Source organism: Actinoplanes sp. NPDC048967 (genome assembly GCF_040649415.1).
Taxonomy (GTDB): Bacteria; Actinomycetota; Actinomycetes; order Mycobacteriales; family Micromonosporaceae; genus Actinoplanes.
The window spans coordinates 428,628-445,745 of the sequence record NZ_JBEZFL010000001.1 but is presented as its reverse complement, the minus strand read 5'-3'; the positions used below and the strand labels follow the sequence as shown (position 1 = coordinate 445,745).

The window sequence follows — 17,118 nt, the reverse complement described above, 5'->3', positions numbered from 1 at the left end:
GGACCGCCTCGTCGCGGCTCCCTTGACCAGCCCCTTACTGCTTTACTAGGGTACTAGTAAAGCAGTAAGGGGCTCCCGTGTTCGTCTTCCGGCTCGACACCCACTCCGGCGTGCCGCCGTACCTGCAGCTCGTCCAGCAGGTCCGCCAGGCGGTGCTGCTGGGCTTTCTCCAACCCGGTGACCGCCTCCCGCTCATCCGGGAGGTGGTCGAGGACCTGGCGATCAATCCGAACACCGTCGCCAAGGCGTACCGGCAGATGGAGCAGGAGAACCTGGTCACCGGCCGGCCCGGGCAGGGCACGTTCGTCGATGACCAGCAGTCGGCCGCGATGTCGGCATCGACGTACACGTCGCTGCGCCGCGGCCTGGCGACCTGGTTGCGCCGCGCCCACGCGGCCGGCCTCGACGAGCAGGCGGTCAACGCGCTCTTCGCCTCCGTCCTCCAGCAGACGAGGAACGAGGACGTGGCGTGACAGCGACCGAGTTCGCGCTGCGCACCGACGGTGTGGGCAAGCGGTACCGGAAGGGCTGGGCGCTGCGCGACTGCACCCTGGCCCTGCCGGCGGGCGGCGTGATCGCCCTGGTCGGGCCGAACGGTGCGGGCAAGACCACGCTGCTGCGCCTGGTCGTCGGGTTGCTGGCCCCGAGCACCGGCACGGTCGAGGTCCTCGGCCACGACGTCACCGCCAGCACCCCGCAGACTCTGTCCCGGGTCGGGTTCCTGGCCCAGGACCACCCGCTGTACAAGCGCTTCACGGTCGCCGAGATGCTCCGCTTCGGCCGGGCCTGCAATCTGCGGTTCGACCAGGAGCTGGCCGAGCGCCGGCTGGCGAAGCTGGGCATCCCGCTCGACCGCCGGGCCGGCACGCTCTCCGGCGGCCAGCAGGCCCAGGTCGCGCTGGCTCTGGCCCTGGCCAAGCGGCCGGACCTGCTGGTCCTCGACGAGCCGGTGGCCAGCCTCGACCCGCTGGCCCGGCACGAGTTCATGCAGGTCCTCATGGGTGCGGTGGCCGAAGGCGGAGTGACTGTCCTGTTCTCCTCCCACGTCGTGCACGAACTGGAGCGCGCCTGCGACCACCTGGTCGTGCTCAACCAGGGCCGGGTCACGCTCACCGGCGACATCGACGCCCTCCTCGCCGAGCACCGGCTGCTCGTCGGCCCGCGCACGGCCACCGACCTCGACCGGGCGGGCACCGTCGTGGAGGCCGTCCACAGCGACCGCCACACGACCCTGCTGGTACGCGACGGCGGGATCCCGGCCGCGCCGGGGTGGCAGGCCCAGCCGGTCGCGCTGGAGGACCTGGTGCTGGCGTACCTGCGCCGGACGTCCGAGCCGAGCGCCGCGGTCACGTCGGGGGTGGCTTCATGACGTGGTTGATCTGGCGTCAGCACCGGACCGAGGTCTGCGTCCTGGGTCTGCTGGTCGGCATGTTCGGCGTCGCCCTGCTCGTGCTCGGGACGCAGGCCCACGACCTGTTCCCCGGCGGTCCCGCCCGGTGTGCGGGAGCAGCGGGTGTCACCGACGCTTGCGCGTCCTCCTTCCGCCGGCTCGACGAGGAGTACGGGTACGTCGAGAACCTCCTGGCGGCCTTCTATCTGGTCCCCGTCGTCATCGGCGCGTTCCTCGGTGCGCCGCTGCTCGCGCGTGAACTGGAGGACGGCACCTGGCAGCTCGCCTGGACGCAGGCCGTGCCGCGGATGCGCTGGCTGGCCGCCAAGCTCGCGGCCCTGGCCGGCGTCACGGTCGCGCTCACCGGGATGTTCACCGCGGAGCTCACCTGGTTCCGCCAGCCGTTCGACGCGTGGGAAGGGCGGTTCCAGTACGACGCCTTCGACCTGGAGGGATTCGTTCCGGTGGCGTACGCGCTGTTCGCGTTCGGCGTCGCCACCGCCGCCGGGGCGATCCTGCGGCGCAGCCTGCCCGCGTTCGGCGTCGCGTTCGGGGCGTTCCTGGCCAGCCGGATGGCGGTGGCGCTGCTGGCCCGTCCCGCCTACGCCACGCCGCTCACCACCGTGGAGCCGGTCCCCGTCGGCGGCTCGACGGCCCAGTCGGGGCACCGGCCCCTGTCCGGCTTCGCCGACTGGATGATCGAACGCGGCTACGCCGACGCCACCGGGCGCAGGCTGAGCTCGACCGAGTACTACGAGCTGGAGGACGCCGCCAACCGGGCCGGCACCAACCTCCACCAGTTCCTGCACGCGCGGGGCATCCAGCAGTTCGAGGTCTACCACCCGGCCGACCGGTTCTGGACATTCCAGCTCATCGAGGCGGCCCTGTTCGTCGCCGCCGCGGCGGTCCTGATCAGTGTGGTGGTGTGGCGGGTACGGCGCCGGATGATCTAGCTGTCCCGAGGACGGCACGTTCCGCGGCTCCAGGTCCCGGTGGACGACCCCCACGCCGTGGATCCCCGCCGGCGCCGTGGCCGGCCCGAGACGACTGGGCAGCTCATAGTCGCCGAGCCGGCGCGGATCGTTCGGCATCATCGGGCCGGTCACACGCGGCAGGACAGCGGCTTGCCGCTCGACCCCATCCCGGTCCGGCTTCAGCCGGCGACCGTATGGCCGGCGACCGTCTTGGCCGGCCGGCTCCGGGGCGGCACCTTTCTGGCCGCGCCCGGAGCCGTGTCCGGTCGGATCCTTGCCGACCTGCGAGCCTCAGCCGGCGAGTGACGACCTCATCCCTGCAGGACGCGCGGCGGCTTGAACCGGCGGACCTCCTGCGGCCAGCCGCATGCCTCCGCGATCCGGCCGGCCCACATCCGGGCGGTCGCCTCGTCCGGCACGTCCACGATCGTCAGGCCACCGAGGAACTCCTTGCTCTCGACGTAGGGCCCGTCGGCGAAGACCACCTCACCGCTCGTGGCGTCGGCGCTGAAGACCGGGCCGTCCTCTTCCTCCAGGCCGCCGGCGAACACGAATGCCCCGGCGGACTTGATCTCATCGACAACGGCCCGGGCGAGCGGACCGCGCCCGCTGAACCACTCCTCGGTGTGGTCACCCACCCACTGCTGATTGAAGTAGATGAGGTACTCAGCCATATCCGCTCCCTCTGATCGTCCGGACCCGACGTCCGGCCCTGCATACGCCACGAACGGCATCCAGTCGATCCGACACTCCCCAGCGTGATTTCTGCCAACCGGTCACACCTCGGTGCGTATCTGCGGCTGCGACGGCGGCGAAGCCGTGGGGAAGGGTAGGCCCGGCGGTGACAGGGCGACGGCAAAACGATGACAAATGGCCTGGCCCGGGCACCTGTCGGCCGCCTACCATCACCTCATGACCTGGCGACATTGATCCACCCGTAGAGGCCAGACCCGTGGGCCGCCGCGGCCGCCGTGTGACCGGCGTCCGCTCCGACTTCACGGGAAGGCCTCATGACCCTCGACTCCGCACGCGTGCGCCGGCTGGCTGCCACGCTTTACGCGTACGCGTTCCTCGCCGATCTCGTCCTGCTCTACCCGGTGTACGCGCTGCTGTTCAGTGACACCGGCCTGTCGGTCTGGCAAATCTCCTCGCTGTTCGTGATCTGGTCAGCCGGCAGCACGGTGCTGGAGGTGCCCTCCGGCGCCTGGGCTGACGCGGTCTCCCGGCGACTACTGCTGTGCCTGGCCCCGCTGGCCGGCGCTGCCGCGTTCGCGCTCTGGGTGCTCGCGCCTTCGTACCCGGCCTTCGCCGTCGGGTTCCTGCTCTGGGGCGCCGGCGGGGCGCTCGCCTCCGGATCGCTGGAGGCGCTCGTCTACAGCGAGCTCGCCCACCTCGGCGCGGCGCACCGCTACGCCCGCACGATGGGCCGGGCCCGCACGGCGGAGACGGTCGGCGTGCTGGTGGCGACCGTGCTCGCCGGTCCGGTGCTCGCCGCGGGCGGCTATCCGGCGGTCGGCGCGGCCAGCGTGCTCGCCGGGATCCTTGCCGCGCTGGTCGCCACCCGCTTCCCCGAGCACCGAACGGCCGTGTCCGCCCTGCCGGGTGCGTCGGTCACGTCGGGTGCGTCGGTCCTGCCGGGTGCGTCGGTCCTGCCGGGTGCGTCGGTCCTGCCGGGTGCGTCGGTCCCGTCGGGTGCGTCGGTCCCGTCGGGTGCGTCGGTCCCGTCGGGTGCGTCGGTCCTGCCGGGTGCGTCGGTCCTGCCGGGTGCGTCGGTCCCGTCGGGTGCGTCGGTCCTGCCGGGTGCGCCGGTCCTGCCGGGTGCGCCGATCCTGCCGGGTGCGCCGATCCCGTCGGGTGCGCCGGTCCTGCCGGGCGCACCCACCCTGCCAGCCGCGGGCGCCGACGAGGGCGAGGGCTACGAGAAAGGCGAGGGCGAGGGCTACGAGAAAGACGAGGGCGACGATCCGGGCTGGTGGGCGAGTCTCCGCGCCGGCCTGACCGAGGTCCGCGCCGACCCCGCGGTGCGGACAGCCGTGCTGCTCCTCGCCGTGGTGACCGCGGTGTGGGGCGCGCTCGACGAGTACACCCCGCTGCTGGCCGCCGGCACCGGCGTGACCCGCGAGACCGTCCCGATGCTGCTCCTGCTGGTCTGGCTCGGCGTGACCGCGGGCGGACTGCTCACCCCGCTGGGCGAGCGCCTGGGCAGCCGCGGCTACGCCGTCCTCCTGGCCGGCTCCGGCGTGGCCCTCGCCGCCGGCGCTCTCGTCGCCCACCCGGCCGGATTCGTCCTGGTAGCGGTGGCGTTCTGCGGCTTCCAACTGGCCACCGTCCTGGCCGACGCCCGGCTCCAGGACCGGATCACCGGGACCAGCCGGGCCACCGTCACGTCCCTCGCCGGCACCGCCACCGACGTAGCCACGATCGGCGTCTACGGCGCCTACGCCCTGGTCGCCGCCGGCGCCGGCAACGGGGTTGCCTTCGCGGTTCTCTCAGCGCCGTACCTGATCGTCGCCTTGGCGGTGACGGTCCGCCGGACCGCGCGCGTGCCCGTCGCCGCGGGAGGAAAGATGGGACCATGAGCGCACCGCAGTTGTTGTCCGCCTGGGCCGGCCACTGGACCGGGGTGGACACCGGCGTGACCGTCATCCTCCCGCCGCCCGGGACCGTCGGTTCCGGTGAGGTCCGCGGCGGCGCGCCGGCCACCCGGGAGTTCGCGCTGCTCGAGCCGACCCGGTTGGTGGACCGGGTCGACGCGGTCGTCCTCTCCGGCGGATCCGCGTTCGGGCTGGCCGCGGCCGAGGGCGTGATGGCGTTGCTGCGCGAGCGGGGGAGCGGCTTCCCGACGCCCGCCGGGCCGGTGCCGATCGTCATCGGGATGTCGATCTTCGACGGCTCGGTGCGGACCGGACCACCCGACGCGGCGAGTGGCCGGGCCGCCGCGCTGGCCGCGTACGCCGGCACGGAACTGACCAGCGGCCGGGTCGGCGCGGGCACGGGCGCTGGGACGGGCACGTGGCGCGGCCGGCGTGACCCCGGTGGTCTGGGCCTGGCCGAGGGGCAGGTGGGCACCGCCCGGGTGGCCGCCGTCGTCGTGGTCAACGCCTGGGGCGACGTGCTGGCCCCCGACGGCGAGCCACTCTTCGGCGCCGCACCCGAGGCGGTTCGTCCGCAAGCCCCGTACGGCATGCAGAACACCACCGTGGCCGTCGTGCTCACCGACGCCCGGCTCGCCAAGAACGACTGCTACCTGCTCGCCCAGAGCGGCCACACCGGTTTCGCCCGGTCGATCCACCCCGCCCACTCCCGCTACGACGGCGACGCGGTGGTGGCCCTGGCCACCGGCGAGTCCGAGGCCGACACCGATCTCGACCTGCTCCGCGCGGTCACCGTCGACACGGTCGCCGCCGCGGTCCGGGCCGCTGTCGCCCCACCGGGGTAGGTCCGCCAGGGCAGCAGGGCCACCAGCGCCAGCAGCATCAGCGTGAAGGCGTTGCGCAGGATCAGGGTCCGTGCGCCGCTGCTGTCGTCCGGGACGAGCCAGATCGGGGAGACGACGCTGAGGGCGTAGACGGTGACCGCGGCCAGCGCCGGCCGGGGATCACGGCGCTGGGCTGCGATGTCGGCCAGCACGAGCACCGCGACCGGCAGGAACACCAGGTGGTGGGTCCAGGACATGGGACTGACCAGGTTGGCGGTGAGGCCGGTCAGGGTCAGCGCCGTCACGGTGTCGCCGGCCGCGTACGCCTGGCGGGCCCGGCGCAGGCCCACCACCAGGACCAACACGCACAGCGGGACCCACCAGCCGGCCGGCGCCGCCGGTGTCCCGGCCAGGCGGGCCAGCAGGCCGGTCAGCGACTGGTTGGTCAGCGCGGCCGCCGTGCCCACCCGGTCGGTCTGCCACAGCAGGTCGCCGAAGTAGCGCAACGACTCCGCCGGGGCCAGCAGGAACGCGCCCCCGGTCAGCGCCGCCGTTGTCACCGTCGCCGTGCGCGCCGCCCGCCACTGGCCGGTGACCAGCAGATACACGATGAACAGGCCGGGCGTCAGCTTGATCGCGGTGGCGATGCCGACGCCCGCGCCGGCCCAGCGCGAGCCGGTGCGGCCCAGCACCACCAGGTCGAGCAGCACGAGGGCGAACAGCCACAGGTTGACCTGCCCGAAGCCGAGCGTCTGCCGGACCGGTTCGGTGCACAGCGCGAGCGGCACGGCCGCCACCAGCGTGAGTCGCAGCCCTCGGCCGTGCCGGGCCGCGATCGGGGCGGCGAGCACAGCGAGCACCACAGTCAGGGCCAGCACGCTGCCCGCGGCGTTCAGCCAGCCCGCCGTCGCCGCCGGGACCCGGGACACCGGCATGAGCACGAACGCCGCGAACGGCGGGTAGGTGAAGCCCAGGTCGCCGCGTACCGGGGCGACGTAGTCGTACAGCTCGCCGCCGTTGCTCCACCACCGGATCGCGTCGTGGTAGATGACCATGTCGAAGAAGCGGTAGTGCGCGTCGAAGACCCGTACCACCAGGACCAGGAGCGCGGCCAGGCCGCAGGCCGCGACGGTACGGACGCCCCGGCTCAAGGCTTGTCGCTCCACGTGACCGCGGTGACGGCGGCGCTGTACTGCACGGCACCGGCGGGCAGACCGGCGTTGGCCGCACCCGGCTGCCGGACCACCGCCTGGGTGTACGTGATCCGGTCGGAGTCCGGCCCGAGATACACCTGCCACTCGACGAGCCCGTGGCGTGGTGTGGTTGCCGTGTAGGCCAGCGCCCGCGCCGGCCGGCCCAGCGGATCCGCGCCCCCGTCCAGCGTCCGTACCCCGGTCAGCCCGGCCAGCATCCGGTAGATCTTCGCCCGGTCAGCCCCGCCCGCCACCGCGGTGAACGTGTCGAGCAGCTTCGTGCCCGTCCGGAACAGCCAGCCCTGCGGGTCCGGCGGCAGCTCCTGCCCGGCCTCGGCCAGCCAGGCGAGCATCGCGGGCCCGGTCCGCGCCGGGTCGTCCGGCAGGTCGCCCAGCTCACCCGCGTACGGCTCGTCGCCGGCCAGGTCCGGATACAGGGTCTGCTCGCCGGCGGCGGGCAGCTCCGCCGGCCCCGGCGAGCCGTCCGCGACGTACGCGGTCGCATCGGCGGCGGTCAGCGGCCGCACACTCGATCCGCGCTCGCCGATCGTCAGCCAGCCCTCACCGGGCAGCCCGGCCGCCGGCTGGACACTCTGGACGGTGTCGACGCGGATGACGTCGTAACCGGCGCCGGGCCCGAGGTGCACGATCCGCGCGACGGTGCCGGTGGCATGCACGAACTGCCCGCGCGGGCCTTCGCGTTCGGCCTGCGTGGCAGCCGCGGCCAGGATGCTCCGCGGCGTGGCCGTGCTCGCCCCGGCCTGCACCGGCGGTCGCGGCGGCGGGGACGTCCGGTTCACGACGGCGAACGCGGCGGCGGCCACGGCGGCCAGCGCGGCCGGCACGACGGCGTAACGCCACTTCGGGCCGGGGAGGAAGAACCCACGGCGCCGGCTGCGCGGCTGCGCCAGCACGGCCCGCTGCAGGAAGAGCGCGCGGGTCGAGGTCGCGGAGTCGTGCACGTCGGCATCCGGTACGGGATTGGCGGCGGCCAGCCGGGTCATGGCGTCCTGCTCGGTCATGCGGACTTTCCCCTCTGGCTAGCGGCGGTGTGCAACTCGTACGGCCGGGACGGCGGCGGCGCCTGATCCTGATCGGCCGCCGCCAGCAGGCGGGCGAGGCGGCGTCGGGCCCGGTGCACCCGTACCTTGAACGTCACGGCCGTGCAGCCCAGCACGTGCGCGGCGGCATCGTGGTCCAGGCCCTCCCAGCCGATCAGCAGCAGCGCCTCACGGTCGAGGCGCGACAACCGGCTCAGGGCCTCGCGCAGTCCGGCGTCCGCGACGACCGAGACGGCATGGTCCGGTGCGGACGGCACACCTCCGCCGGCCATCCGTTCGAACAGCCGGGCCCGGCGGCGCGCGGCCCGCTCCTCGTTGGCCAGACTGTTGCGGGCGACCCGGTAGAGCCACGGCAGCGGCTCCGCCGGCAGCCGGGCGAAGTGCCGCCAGGCGGTGGCGAAGGTCTCGGCGACGACGTCATGGGCCCGCGCCTGATCGGTACGGCGGGACACGAACGCCAGCACACGGGGATAGTGCCGGCGGAACAACGCCGTGAACTCCTCCTCGTCGCTCACGCCGGCCTTCTCCCCTCGTCGCACGGCCTCGTCGAAACGTTCAGGTCCGGCACCGCCCGCCCGGTTACCGGATCGGCCGATTTCTTTTCCCGGACCCGGTCCGGCCGACTTCGACGATCCGCCTCGCCGCGCTGCCGCAGGCCGGATGATGGTGCCATGACCACGCTCGCGTCCCGTCTGCCGCGCGGCGCCCGGCTGTCCCCGGAGTCCTGGGCCGCGCGCCACCGCATCGTCACCACTCTGCTGTGGTCGCACCTGCCGGCGCTGGTCCTGCTGGGACTGCTCGGGCCGATGCCCGCGTGGGAAGCGCTGGCCCTGCCGGCGGGCATCGGCGCCCTCGCCGTCGTCGCTGCCGTGCTGCGCGAGCCCCGGGCCCGGGCGTCGGTCACCAGCATCGGGCTGATCGCCTGCACGTTCGCGGCCATCGAGCTGTCCGGCGGTGAGATGGCCATGCACATCCACCTGTACGCCGTCCTGGTCTTCGTCGCGCTCTACCAGCAGTGGGCGCCGTTGCTGTGGGCCGTGGTCATCGTGGTGCTGCACCACGGTTCCCTGGGCCTGATGAACCCGGAGCGGGTGTTCGGCATGCACCACATGTCGGTGCTCGACGGGCTGGGCCAGGTCGCCCTGCACGCGGGCCTGGCGACCCTCGAGGTGATCGGCATCATCGTCCTCTGGCACTTCGCCGAGCAGGCCGAACGCGAGAACGAGGTACTGGCCGAGGCCGCCGAGGCGCAACGTTCCGCCACCGCGCAAGCCGAGCAGCAGGCCACGGCCCGCTCGGCCGAGGCGGAACGGGTCCGCGCCGCCGAGACGGCCGTCCGCGCAGAGCGGCTCTCGGCCGACGCGCTGGCCATCGGCCACCAGGCCCGTGCCGCCCTGGCCGCCGTCACCGCGGTCGACGCCGCCCTCGGCGCGCTCGCCGGTGCGGTCCACGACATCGCCGGGCAGTCGCGCGACGCGGCCGGGAGCGCCGCCGCGGGCAAGGACACCGCCTCGACCGCGGCCGACAAGGTACGGGCCCTGGAGTCGTCGGTCGGCGAGATCGCCACGGTCAACGCGCTGATCGCGCAGCTGGCCGGGCAGACCAACCTGCTCTCGCTGAACGCCACCATCGAGGCGGCCCGGGCCGGGGAGGCCGGCCGGGGCTTCGGTGTGGTGGCCAACGAGGTCAAGCAGCTGGCCCAGCAGACGGCGGAGTCGGTGGAACGGGTCAACGGCGTGATCCAGGCGATCGTCGCGCAGACCGGCGACGTGGCCAGCACCTTCGGCTCGACCACGTCGGCGGTGGCCGGCCTGTACGAGGTCCAGACCGACATCGCGGCGGCGATGCAGGAGCAGGCCGCCGTGCTGGCCGAGGTCACCCGCCAGCTGGCCACGGCGACGTCGGCGGCCGAGCAGGTCCTCGCCGGCCTGGAGGAACTCGCCGTCCCGGCCTGAGCCGTCCCGGCCTGAGCCGGTCGTCGGTCGTCGGTCGTCAGATGGTGCGCAGGTCCAGGGCGTGCCAGACGACCGCGTCGAGGTTGCCGGTCGACCACCACAGCATGCCGCCCCGGTACGACACCGAGCCGGCGTCCGGGCTGATCTCCACCGTCCGGCGGGTGGCGATCTCCACCGCGATCAGCTCGTTGTTGCCGGTCAGCTCCGAGTTGGGGCCGATCCGGGAGAGCACCTCGAAGCGGTCCAGCGGCGCCACGTCGACGATCACGGTCGCGGCGGTGTCGCCGGCGATGCGGTGCCGGTCGCTGCCGTCGGGGCGCATCAGCTCGATGCGGCTGAGCCCGTCCCCGGTCAGCGACGCCACCCGGCACCAGGCCGGGCTGCAGGCTGTGATGGCCCGGTCCCGGGCGTGGCCGACCGGACTGTCCCGGCCGGTGCCCAGGTTGCGCAGCAGGGTGCTGCCCGAGCTGTCGTTGACCCCGTTGACCAGCCACGGCCACGCCGACAGCTTCCACGTGCCGGTCTCCCGGCGGACGTCCACCGGCCCGCCGGTCAGCGCGACCGAGCGGAGCTGGGTGACGTCACCGGTGTCCGCGGCCACCCAGTGCACCCGGCCGTCGGCGATCACCAGGTCGTACTGCGACTGGTAGAACTCGGCCCGGCCCAGGTCGGCGGTCAGCTCGCGGGGCGGCCGGGCGTCGCGCAGGCCGGCCGTGAACAGCCGCAACCGGCCGCCGTCGGTGCTCTCCACCCAGGCCAGCACGTCGCCGGTGACGGTCAGTGCCTGGAAGGACGGGTGTTCCGCCCGGGGCAGCCGCCGGAGCTGGCGGACCGTGCCGTCCGCGCCGACGCGGACCAGGCGCAGGTAGCGGTCGTCGGTGCTCGCCGCGGTGCCCAGGGACGTGCGGGCGTCGAGGAAGAGGCCCGGCCGGTACTCGGCGCCGTCCGGCAGGTTCGCCTGCACGGTGCCGCGCTGGGCCTGCGGCCAGGCGACCGCCGCGGTGACCGGCGCTGCGGGCTGCGCCTGGCCGCCGGCCGGCAACGCCAGCAGGGCTGCGCTCGCCACGAGCGCGGCAACGAGGCCGAGCCGCGTGCGCGTGGTGCTCATGTCGCGTCGACCTCCACCGGCGTCCGTGGCTGCCGATGATAGCCACGGTCGCGGGCCCGCCGATCCCGGCAGTCTGCTGCAGGATGCAGACGGCATCCGCGTCGGGCCGGGTAAAGAGCCAAAAGGTGCCCGGGCTGATACCCGAGACATTTCCGCATTTCGATCTCTTGTCGGCCGCCGGGCCCGGTCGCAGGCTGTACCCGGCCGGCGTGTTGCGGCGGCCGTCATCGACGGGGGAAACGATGTTCTCGAGGACTCGGGCCGCGGCCGTGCTCGCCGCGCTCACTCTGACCGGGCCGGCGGTGCTGACACCCACACCGGCCCTGGCCGCCACCACACCCAACGCCGTGATCACCTGGAACGTCCACGCGCAGACGGCCATCTACGAGGTCGCCCGCCAGTCACCCAACGTGACCGGACGCAGCTTCGCGATGGTGCAGGGAGCCGTGTACGACGCCGTTAACGCGGTGGCCGGGGCGCCGTACCAGCCGTACCTGATCGCTCCGCGCAGCCGGCGCGGCGACTCGGCCGACGCCGCTGTCGCCGGCGCGGCCTACCGGGTGCTGGTCTCGCTCTTCCCGGCCCAGACGGCCGCCCTGACCGCCCAGTACGACCAGGCGCTCGCGGCCATCCCCGACGGGCGGGCGAAGCGTGGCGGCCTCGCCGTGGGCGAGCGGGCCGCCGCCGCCATGATCGAGGCCCGCCGCGACGACGGCGCGTTCGGCACCGGCACCTGGAACGTCAGCACCGCGCCCGGGCAGTGGCGGCCCACCCCGCCCGCGTTCGCCCAGGACGGCGCCTGGCTCGCGGACCTGCGGCCGTTCGTCGTCAGGGATGCCACTGCCTACCGCACCGCCGGCCCGCCCGCTCTGACCAGCGCCGCCTGGGCCCGGGAGCTCAACGAGGTCAAGGCCCTCGGCTCGGCCGCCAGCACCGCGCGCACCGCGGACCAGACGCAGGCCGCGCTGTGGTGGCACGACCGGCGCCTCGGCGAGTGGCAGATCAAGCGGGACCTCGCGCAGAGCCGGCGGCTCAGCCCGCTGCAGACGGCCCGGATGTTCGCGATGGCCGACATCGCCAACGCCGACGCCCTGACCGCCTGCTTCGCCGAGAAGAAGCACTGGAACTTCTGGCGCCCGGTGACCGCGGTCCAGCTGGCCGACACCGACGGCAACCCGGCCACCACGGCCGACCCGGCCTGGACGCCGCTGGTGGTGACGCCGCCGTTCCCGGACCACACCTCCGGGCACACCTGCTCGACCTCGGCCGTCATGCTCGCGCTGCGCACCTTCTTCGGCCGCGACGACCTGGCGTTCAGCGCCTACAGTGCCGACTCGGGCACCACCCGCTCGTTCACCAGCTTCTCGCAGGCGCTGGCGGAGGTGGTGGAGGCCCGGATCTGGGCGGGCGTGCACTTCCGCAGCGCCGACGTGCAGGGAGCCCAGGTCGGCACCCGGGTGGCCCGGGACGTGCTGGCCCACGAGTTCCGCCCCCGCCGCTAGGGGGTGTCTCGTAGGTCATGTGAACAAGCGGCCCTCCACTGTGGCCGTCACGGGTCCCCGGCGCAGGGTGCCGTCGTTCAGCGGGGTGCAGCGGATGCCGCCCTTGTTGCGCAACGCCCGCCAAGCGCCGGGGCCGATCGTGGTGTCCAGCCATGCGCACGGGTTGGCCCGGCGGCGTACCTGCAGGGCCACCGGGCCGTCGCCGGAGTCCAGGACCAGCACCGCGCCGACCAGGTCGTCGACCGCGATGCCGCGGACCAGGATGTTGCGCCGGACCTGGACCAGGTCGGCGCCCGCGGGCAGCGACTCGGCCGCGATGACGGTGATGCTCGCGTCGCGGTGCGCCTGCTTGCCGAAGTAGCGGTCGCCGACGATGCCCAGGCCGGCCCGGATGCGGACCTCGTCCACGAGCTCGCCGGCGGGCGCGGGCGCCGGGCCGTCCGCCGGGCGTCCTTCGAAGCGGTGAACGGGGGAGGCGAGCAGCTGGACGATCTCCGGCGGGGTCGGCACCAGGGAAGCTTAGGTCTCACCACCCGCTCGCGGGTCGGTAGATGTAGGTCCTGCCGTCGGCCTCCCCGATCAGAAGGAGACACGGGTCGTCTTTGATCGCGGTGATCCCGGTTCGCGGCGGAGTTCGCCAGCAGGACGACATAGACCGCGCTGGCCACCATGCCGAGCGACAGCGCCACCGCGGCGACGCGCAGCAGGAAAGGCCTTCTGTCGACCGGCCACTGGGCCGGCTGGCCGCTGCGGAAGCGCAACTGGCCACGAGCCGGCCCTGCACTGTCCCTGATTTCCTCACCCACGGGCTCGGCCGGTCGATGGGTCAGGCATGCTCCGTCGCCTCGTCTGCGCCATCGGCGCCGCCGCGATCACCGGCGCGCTCGCCGTCACGCCCGCGACGCCGGCCGCGGCCGCAGCCGCGACGACGCCGTGCCTGCCGAGCGCGCCGAGCCCCACGTGCCTGGTCTGGACCGGCAAGGTCGTACGCGTCAACGACGGCGACACCCTGTCGGTGGACGTGGCCGGCGACGGCACCACCACGCCGCGTTCGATCCGCCTCATCAACGCGCAGGCGATGGAACAGACCGTCTACTCCTCGGTGGTGCAGCGCCGCCGCGGTGAGTGTCACAGCCTTGCCGCCACCGCACGCCTGGAGCAGCTGGTGAAGGCCGGCGGGGGAGTGGTCCGTCTGACCGCCCAGCAGGCGTCCAGCAGCAGCCGGTCCCGTCCGCTGCGCAGCGTCGCCGTGCGGATCAACGGCAGCTGGCACGACGTCGGCCTGGACCTGATGCGCCGCGGGCTGGCGCTGTGGCAGCCGTTCGGCGCCGAGTGGGCCTGGAACTCGCGTTACCGGCTGGCCCAGGCCCAGGCGGCCCGCGACGGCGTCAACCTTTTCGACACCGACGCGTGCGGGAGCGGACCGGCCCAGACCAGCCCGCTCAGCGTGGTGGTCAACTACGACGCCGACGGCGCCGACGACCGCAACCTCAACGGCGAATGGGTCCGGGTGGAGAACGGGTCGGCGGCGCCGGTCCCGGTCGCGGGCTGGTGGGTGCGCGACTCCGCCCTGCGCCGCTACACCTTCCCGGCGGGCACGGTCCTGCCCGCGCGGGGCGCGGTTTACGTCCACGTCGGATCCGGTACGCCCACCGCGACGCACAAGTACTGGGGCCAGACCGCCCCCGTCTTCGACAACCCGACCTTCGACCAGCAGGCCCACGGCGACGGCGCCTACCTCTTCGACCCGCGCGGCGACCTGCGGGCGTGGATGCAGTACCCGTGCGTGCTGTCCTGCCCCGCGACACCGGCCCGCCGCTGACCCCGCTCGCCCCGCAGGTGGTCAGCGGCGCTCGAAGAGGACCAGGTTGGCCTTGGTGGCGCGCCAGACGCCCGCCGGCTGGTATCGGCTGGTGAGCACCGGACCGAGAGCGCCGGCGCCCGACAACGGAGCCTCGGCGGTCAGCTGCCGGCCGGCCGGTTGCCAGCGGAACAGCCACACCCGCCGCGCCGAGCCGAGGCACGCCACCTGATCGGCGCACTGCACCGCGTCCAGCTCGCCCACCTCGGCCGCCGGGGTGCGCAGCAGCACGTCGCGGGGCTTCTCCCGGCCGCGCAGTTGATAGTCGATGCCCGCGCGCAGCGACCACGTGCCCGAGGTGCCGTAGACGATCACGTCGCCGGGCTGCTGGTGCTGCTCCAGCTGGCGCGCCACGGTGCGGAAGTCCGGGCCCATGTGGCTGGTCTGGGCGCGCAGCCGCTGCTGAGCCGGCGCACCGACCGCGGCCAGCAGCACGAGAGCCGCGACGGCCCGCAGCGGCACGACCCGCAGCGAGACGGCCGCGCAGAGGCAGACCGCCGGCACGACGACGAGAACGTAGCGCGGGACCCACAGCGACGAGGTGACGAACGAGACGGCCATCAGCACCACCGGGGGCGCGACCGCCAGCACGGCGAACTCGCGCAGCAGCCGGGCGTCGCGGTGCCGGGCCACCAGGGCCAGGCCGATCAGCAGCAGGCCGACCGCCGCGGCCCCGAAGATGTCGCCCGGCGCGTCGAGCACCTGACGCACGGTCATCGGCGGCAGCCAGTCGAGCTGCGAGCCGCGCTGGGTGAGCCCGAGATAGACGAACGGCAGCACGGGCAGCACGGCCACGGCGGTCACCGCGAACCAGCGCGTCGGCCGGACCGCGGCCGGGTCCCGGCGGGCCCGGGTCACCACCGCGTACGCGTGCCCGACGAGCACCAGCAGCGCCAGGATGTGCGAGAGGCCGAGCAGCGTGACGGTGACGCCGTACGCGATCCAGCGGGCCCACGACGGCTGCCGCAGCGCACGGTGCAGCAGCAGGGTCGCGAGGGTGGCGAAGAGGAAGGCCAGGCCGTACGCCCGGGCGTCCTGGGCGTACCGGGAGAGCTGGGGCACGGTGACCAGCAGCAGCCCGGCGAGCAGGCCGGTCGCCGGGCCGAACAGCCGGCGGCCCAGCTCGGCCGAGACGCCCACACCGAGCGCCACCGCGAGCAGCGACGGCGCGCGCAGCCAGAACTCCGAGTCGCCGAAGACACCCGTCCAGAAGTGCATGAACAGGTAGTAGGGGGAGATCACGCCGTCGAAGTGCCGGGCCAGGTCGATGATCTGGGCCGGGGTGCGCTGGCTGGCCAGCCAGGTCGCGTTCTCGTCCCAGCCGACGGCCGGCCGGCGCAGGCCGATGCGGCCGACGACCAGCATGAGCAGTGCGGGGAGCACGGCCGGGCCCCAGACGAGCAACGGTTGCGGGATCCGGACCCGGGGAGCCGGCACCCGCACGCCGTCGGCGCCGTCGTCCCGGGGTGCTGCCCCGGGAGCGGCGTCCGAGGTCGCCGGAGCCACCAGGGTCACGTCACTCCTCGTCCGCGGAGACGGAATCGAGCCGGATCGAACTGCCCCGGATCGAACTGACACTGTAGAGGGCAGGACGACCGGCTGCGAAGTGTGCACCTGGTCACTTTCCGGGCGTTCGGTCATCAGCGTCAGACGACCGAGAACTTCTCCGGCAGACCGGCCCGGCCGGTGAGCGCGCGCAGCACCAGCTCGCCGTCGCCGACCGCGGCGGCGACCCGGGCGGCCAGCGCGACGGCCTCGGCCACGGCGTCCGGTGGCGCGTCGAAGGTCAACCCGGTGGCGGCGGCGATGTCGGTGCCGTGCACCACCAGCTCGAAGGTCCGCGTGGGCAGCCAGTCCCGGACCCGCATGCCGCCGGCCGGCGTGGTCACCACGTCGTCGTCGTTCGCCGCGGCCAGCGCCGCGGTGGCCTGCCCGGCGAGCTCGCTGACCCGGGTGGCCGCGTCGTCGCCGAGCCACGCGCCGGTCTCCCGGGCGTCGGCCGTCGAGGCTGCCGTCGCGGCGGCGTACAGCTCCGGCGGCGCGGACCGGGCGAACGCCCAGTAGTCCTCCGGCGCGTGCAGCGTCACCACGCCGCCGGTGACGGTGAGCACCGGCGGCACCTGGCGCAGCGCGGAGCCGACCGTGTGGCCGACCAGCTCGCGCAGACTCCAGTCGCCGGTGCCGGGGCCGTCCCAGCGGTCGGCCGGCAGCCGGGACACGAGGTCGGCGAAGGAGACGGCGGCGGCCCGGTAGTTGCGGCGATAGTCCATGGCCCTCACTCAGTCGTGGCGGGCAGGCCGAAGACGTGACTGAGGCCGGTCACCTGGATGGCCTTGCGGACCGGTTGCGACGGGTTGGTCAGGGTCAGCGACACCCCGTTGCTGGCCGCGGTGTTGCGCGCGCTCACCAGCGCCCCGAGCGCGTACGAGTCGATGAAGGTGACCTCGCTGACGTCCACGTTCAGATACCGGCACTCGCCGCTCGCGGCGGCGGCCGCCAGGCTGTCGCGGACCGCGTCCGCGCGGTCCAGGTCCATCTCCCCGGCGAGGGCGGCGACCACCAGACCATCGGCGTCCACCTGCTGATACGTGACCACGGCGTCGTTCGGCATTCACCACACGATAGTCGCCGCCCCAAGATTGTCGATCCGAGGACC

At 73.8% G+C, this 17,118-nt stretch carries 16 protein-coding genes and 1 pseudogene; 8 read left to right on the top strand and 9 right to left on the bottom strand.

Annotation, left to right across the window (positions count from 1 at the left end):
- Positions 1–77 precede the first annotated feature (77 nt).
- From AB0C12_RS02120 to AB0C12_RS02110, 3 genes are read left to right on the top strand one after another with little or no spacing between them, the layout of a single operon-like run.
- Positions 78–473 carry a GntR family transcriptional regulator gene (locus tag AB0C12_RS02120; RefSeq protein WP_360543187.1) on the top strand — a complete coding sequence of 132 codons (396 nt, stop codon included), beginning with the start codon at positions 78–80 and terminating at the stop codon, positions 471–473.
- Entirely contained in the window at positions 470–1,369 is a 900-nt protein-coding gene (locus AB0C12_RS02115) for an ABC transporter ATP-binding protein (RefSeq protein ID WP_360543185.1), read from the top strand. The genes AB0C12_RS02120 and AB0C12_RS02115 overlap by 4 nt, the downstream gene beginning before the upstream one ends.
- Positions 1,366–2,343 carry an ABC transporter permease subunit gene (locus AB0C12_RS02110; RefSeq protein WP_360543183.1) on the top strand — a complete coding sequence of 326 codons (978 nt, stop codon included), beginning with the start codon at positions 1,366–1,368 and terminating at the stop codon, positions 2,341–2,343. The genes AB0C12_RS02115 and AB0C12_RS02110 overlap by 4 nt, the downstream gene beginning before the upstream one ends.
- A gap of 332 nt (positions 2,344–2,675) precedes the next feature.
- Here AB0C12_RS02110 and AB0C12_RS02105 read toward each other — a convergent pair whose 3' ends face one another.
- Positions 2,676–3,038: a YciI family protein gene (locus tag AB0C12_RS02105; RefSeq protein ID WP_360543181.1), complete on the bottom strand. Its 363-nt coding sequence runs from the start codon at positions 3,036–3,038 to the stop codon at positions 2,676–2,678.
- A 336-nt stretch (positions 3,039–3,374) separates the two neighbouring features.
- Between AB0C12_RS02105 and AB0C12_RS02100 the strand changes: the two genes are divergently transcribed.
- Together AB0C12_RS02100 and AB0C12_RS02095 are read left to right on the top strand one after the other, a co-directional pair.
- The gene (locus tag AB0C12_RS02100) at positions 3,375–4,943 is read left to right on the top strand and encodes an MFS transporter (RefSeq protein WP_360543179.1); all 1,569 of its coding nucleotides are present in this window, start codon (positions 3,375–3,377) and stop codon (positions 4,941–4,943) included.
- Positions 4,940–5,803, top strand: a complete 864-nt coding sequence (locus tag AB0C12_RS02095; RefSeq protein WP_360543177.1) for a P1 family peptidase — start codon at positions 4,940–4,942, stop codon at positions 5,801–5,803. The genes AB0C12_RS02100 and AB0C12_RS02095 overlap by 4 nt, the downstream gene beginning before the upstream one ends.
- 248 nt (positions 5,804–6,051) lie before the next feature.
- Here AB0C12_RS02095 and AB0C12_RS02090 read toward each other — a convergent pair.
- The 3 genes and pseudogenes from AB0C12_RS02090 to AB0C12_RS02080 all read right to left on the bottom strand — a co-directional run.
- Positions 6,052–6,837: pseudogene (locus tag AB0C12_RS02090) on the bottom strand (glycosyltransferase 87 family protein); the annotation flags it as partial.
- Positions 6,838–6,929: 92 nt separating this feature from the next.
- Entirely contained in the window at positions 6,930–7,997 is a 1,068-nt protein-coding gene (locus AB0C12_RS02085; RefSeq protein ID WP_360543175.1) for a hypothetical protein, read from the bottom strand.
- Positions 7,994–8,551, bottom strand: a complete 558-nt coding sequence (locus AB0C12_RS02080; protein ID WP_360543173.1) for an RNA polymerase sigma factor — start codon at positions 8,549–8,551, stop codon at positions 7,994–7,996. Before AB0C12_RS02080 ends, AB0C12_RS02085 begins: the two co-directional genes overlap by 4 nt.
- A gap of 156 nt (positions 8,552–8,707) precedes the next feature.
- Between AB0C12_RS02080 and AB0C12_RS02075 the strand changes: the two genes are divergently transcribed.
- Positions 8,708–9,991: a methyl-accepting chemotaxis protein gene (locus AB0C12_RS02075; RefSeq protein ID WP_360543171.1), complete on the top strand. Its 1,284-nt coding sequence runs from the start codon at positions 8,708–8,710 to the stop codon at positions 9,989–9,991.
- Positions 9,992–10,028: 37 nt separating this feature from the next.
- On the opposite strand, the gene AB0C12_RS02070 is transcribed toward AB0C12_RS02075, so the two are convergent.
- Positions 10,029–11,099: a hypothetical protein gene (locus tag AB0C12_RS02070; RefSeq protein WP_360543169.1), complete on the bottom strand. Its 1,071-nt coding sequence runs from the start codon at positions 11,097–11,099 to the stop codon at positions 10,029–10,031.
- 242 nt (positions 11,100–11,341) lie between these two features.
- Between AB0C12_RS02070 and AB0C12_RS02065 the strand changes: the two genes are divergently transcribed.
- Positions 11,342–12,601, top strand: coding sequence for a vanadium-dependent haloperoxidase (locus tag AB0C12_RS02065; RefSeq protein WP_360543167.1), 1,260 nt, complete (start codon positions 11,342–11,344; stop codon positions 12,599–12,601).
- A gap of 15 nt (positions 12,602–12,616) precedes the next feature.
- Here the strand turns inward: AB0C12_RS02065 and AB0C12_RS02060 are convergent, their stop codons facing one another.
- Complete coding sequence (locus AB0C12_RS02060) at positions 12,617–13,111, bottom strand: molybdenum cofactor biosysynthesis protein (protein WP_360543165.1); 495 nt, start codon at positions 13,109–13,111, stop codon at positions 12,617–12,619.
- A gap of 322 nt (positions 13,112–13,433) precedes the next feature.
- Here AB0C12_RS02060 and AB0C12_RS02055 point away from each other — a divergent pair, with 322 nt between their 5' ends.
- Positions 13,434–14,423 (top strand): lamin tail domain-containing protein, encoded by a 990-nt coding sequence (locus AB0C12_RS02055; RefSeq protein WP_360543163.1) that lies wholly within the window; start codon positions 13,434–13,436, stop codon positions 14,421–14,423.
- A gap of 21 nt (positions 14,424–14,444) precedes the next feature.
- On the opposite strand, the gene AB0C12_RS02050 is transcribed toward AB0C12_RS02055, so the two are convergent.
- The 3 genes from AB0C12_RS02050 to AB0C12_RS02040 all read right to left on the bottom strand — a co-directional run bounded on the left by AB0C12_RS02050 (position 14,445) and on the right by AB0C12_RS02040 (position 17,073).
- Positions 14,445–15,977, bottom strand: coding sequence for a glycosyltransferase family 39 protein (locus AB0C12_RS02050; RefSeq protein ID WP_360543161.1), 1,533 nt, complete (start codon positions 15,975–15,977; stop codon positions 14,445–14,447).
- Between the two features lie 131 nt (positions 15,978–16,108).
- On the bottom strand, positions 16,109–16,732 hold the full coding sequence (locus tag AB0C12_RS02045) for a maleylpyruvate isomerase N-terminal domain-containing protein (protein ID WP_360543159.1): 624 nt from the start codon (positions 16,730–16,732) through the stop codon (positions 16,109–16,111).
- Between the two features lie 5 nt (positions 16,733–16,737).
- Positions 16,738–17,073, bottom strand: a complete 336-nt coding sequence (locus tag AB0C12_RS02040) for an STAS domain-containing protein (RefSeq protein WP_360543157.1) — start codon at positions 17,071–17,073, stop codon at positions 16,738–16,740.
- Positions 17,074–17,118: the final 45 nt, after the last annotated feature.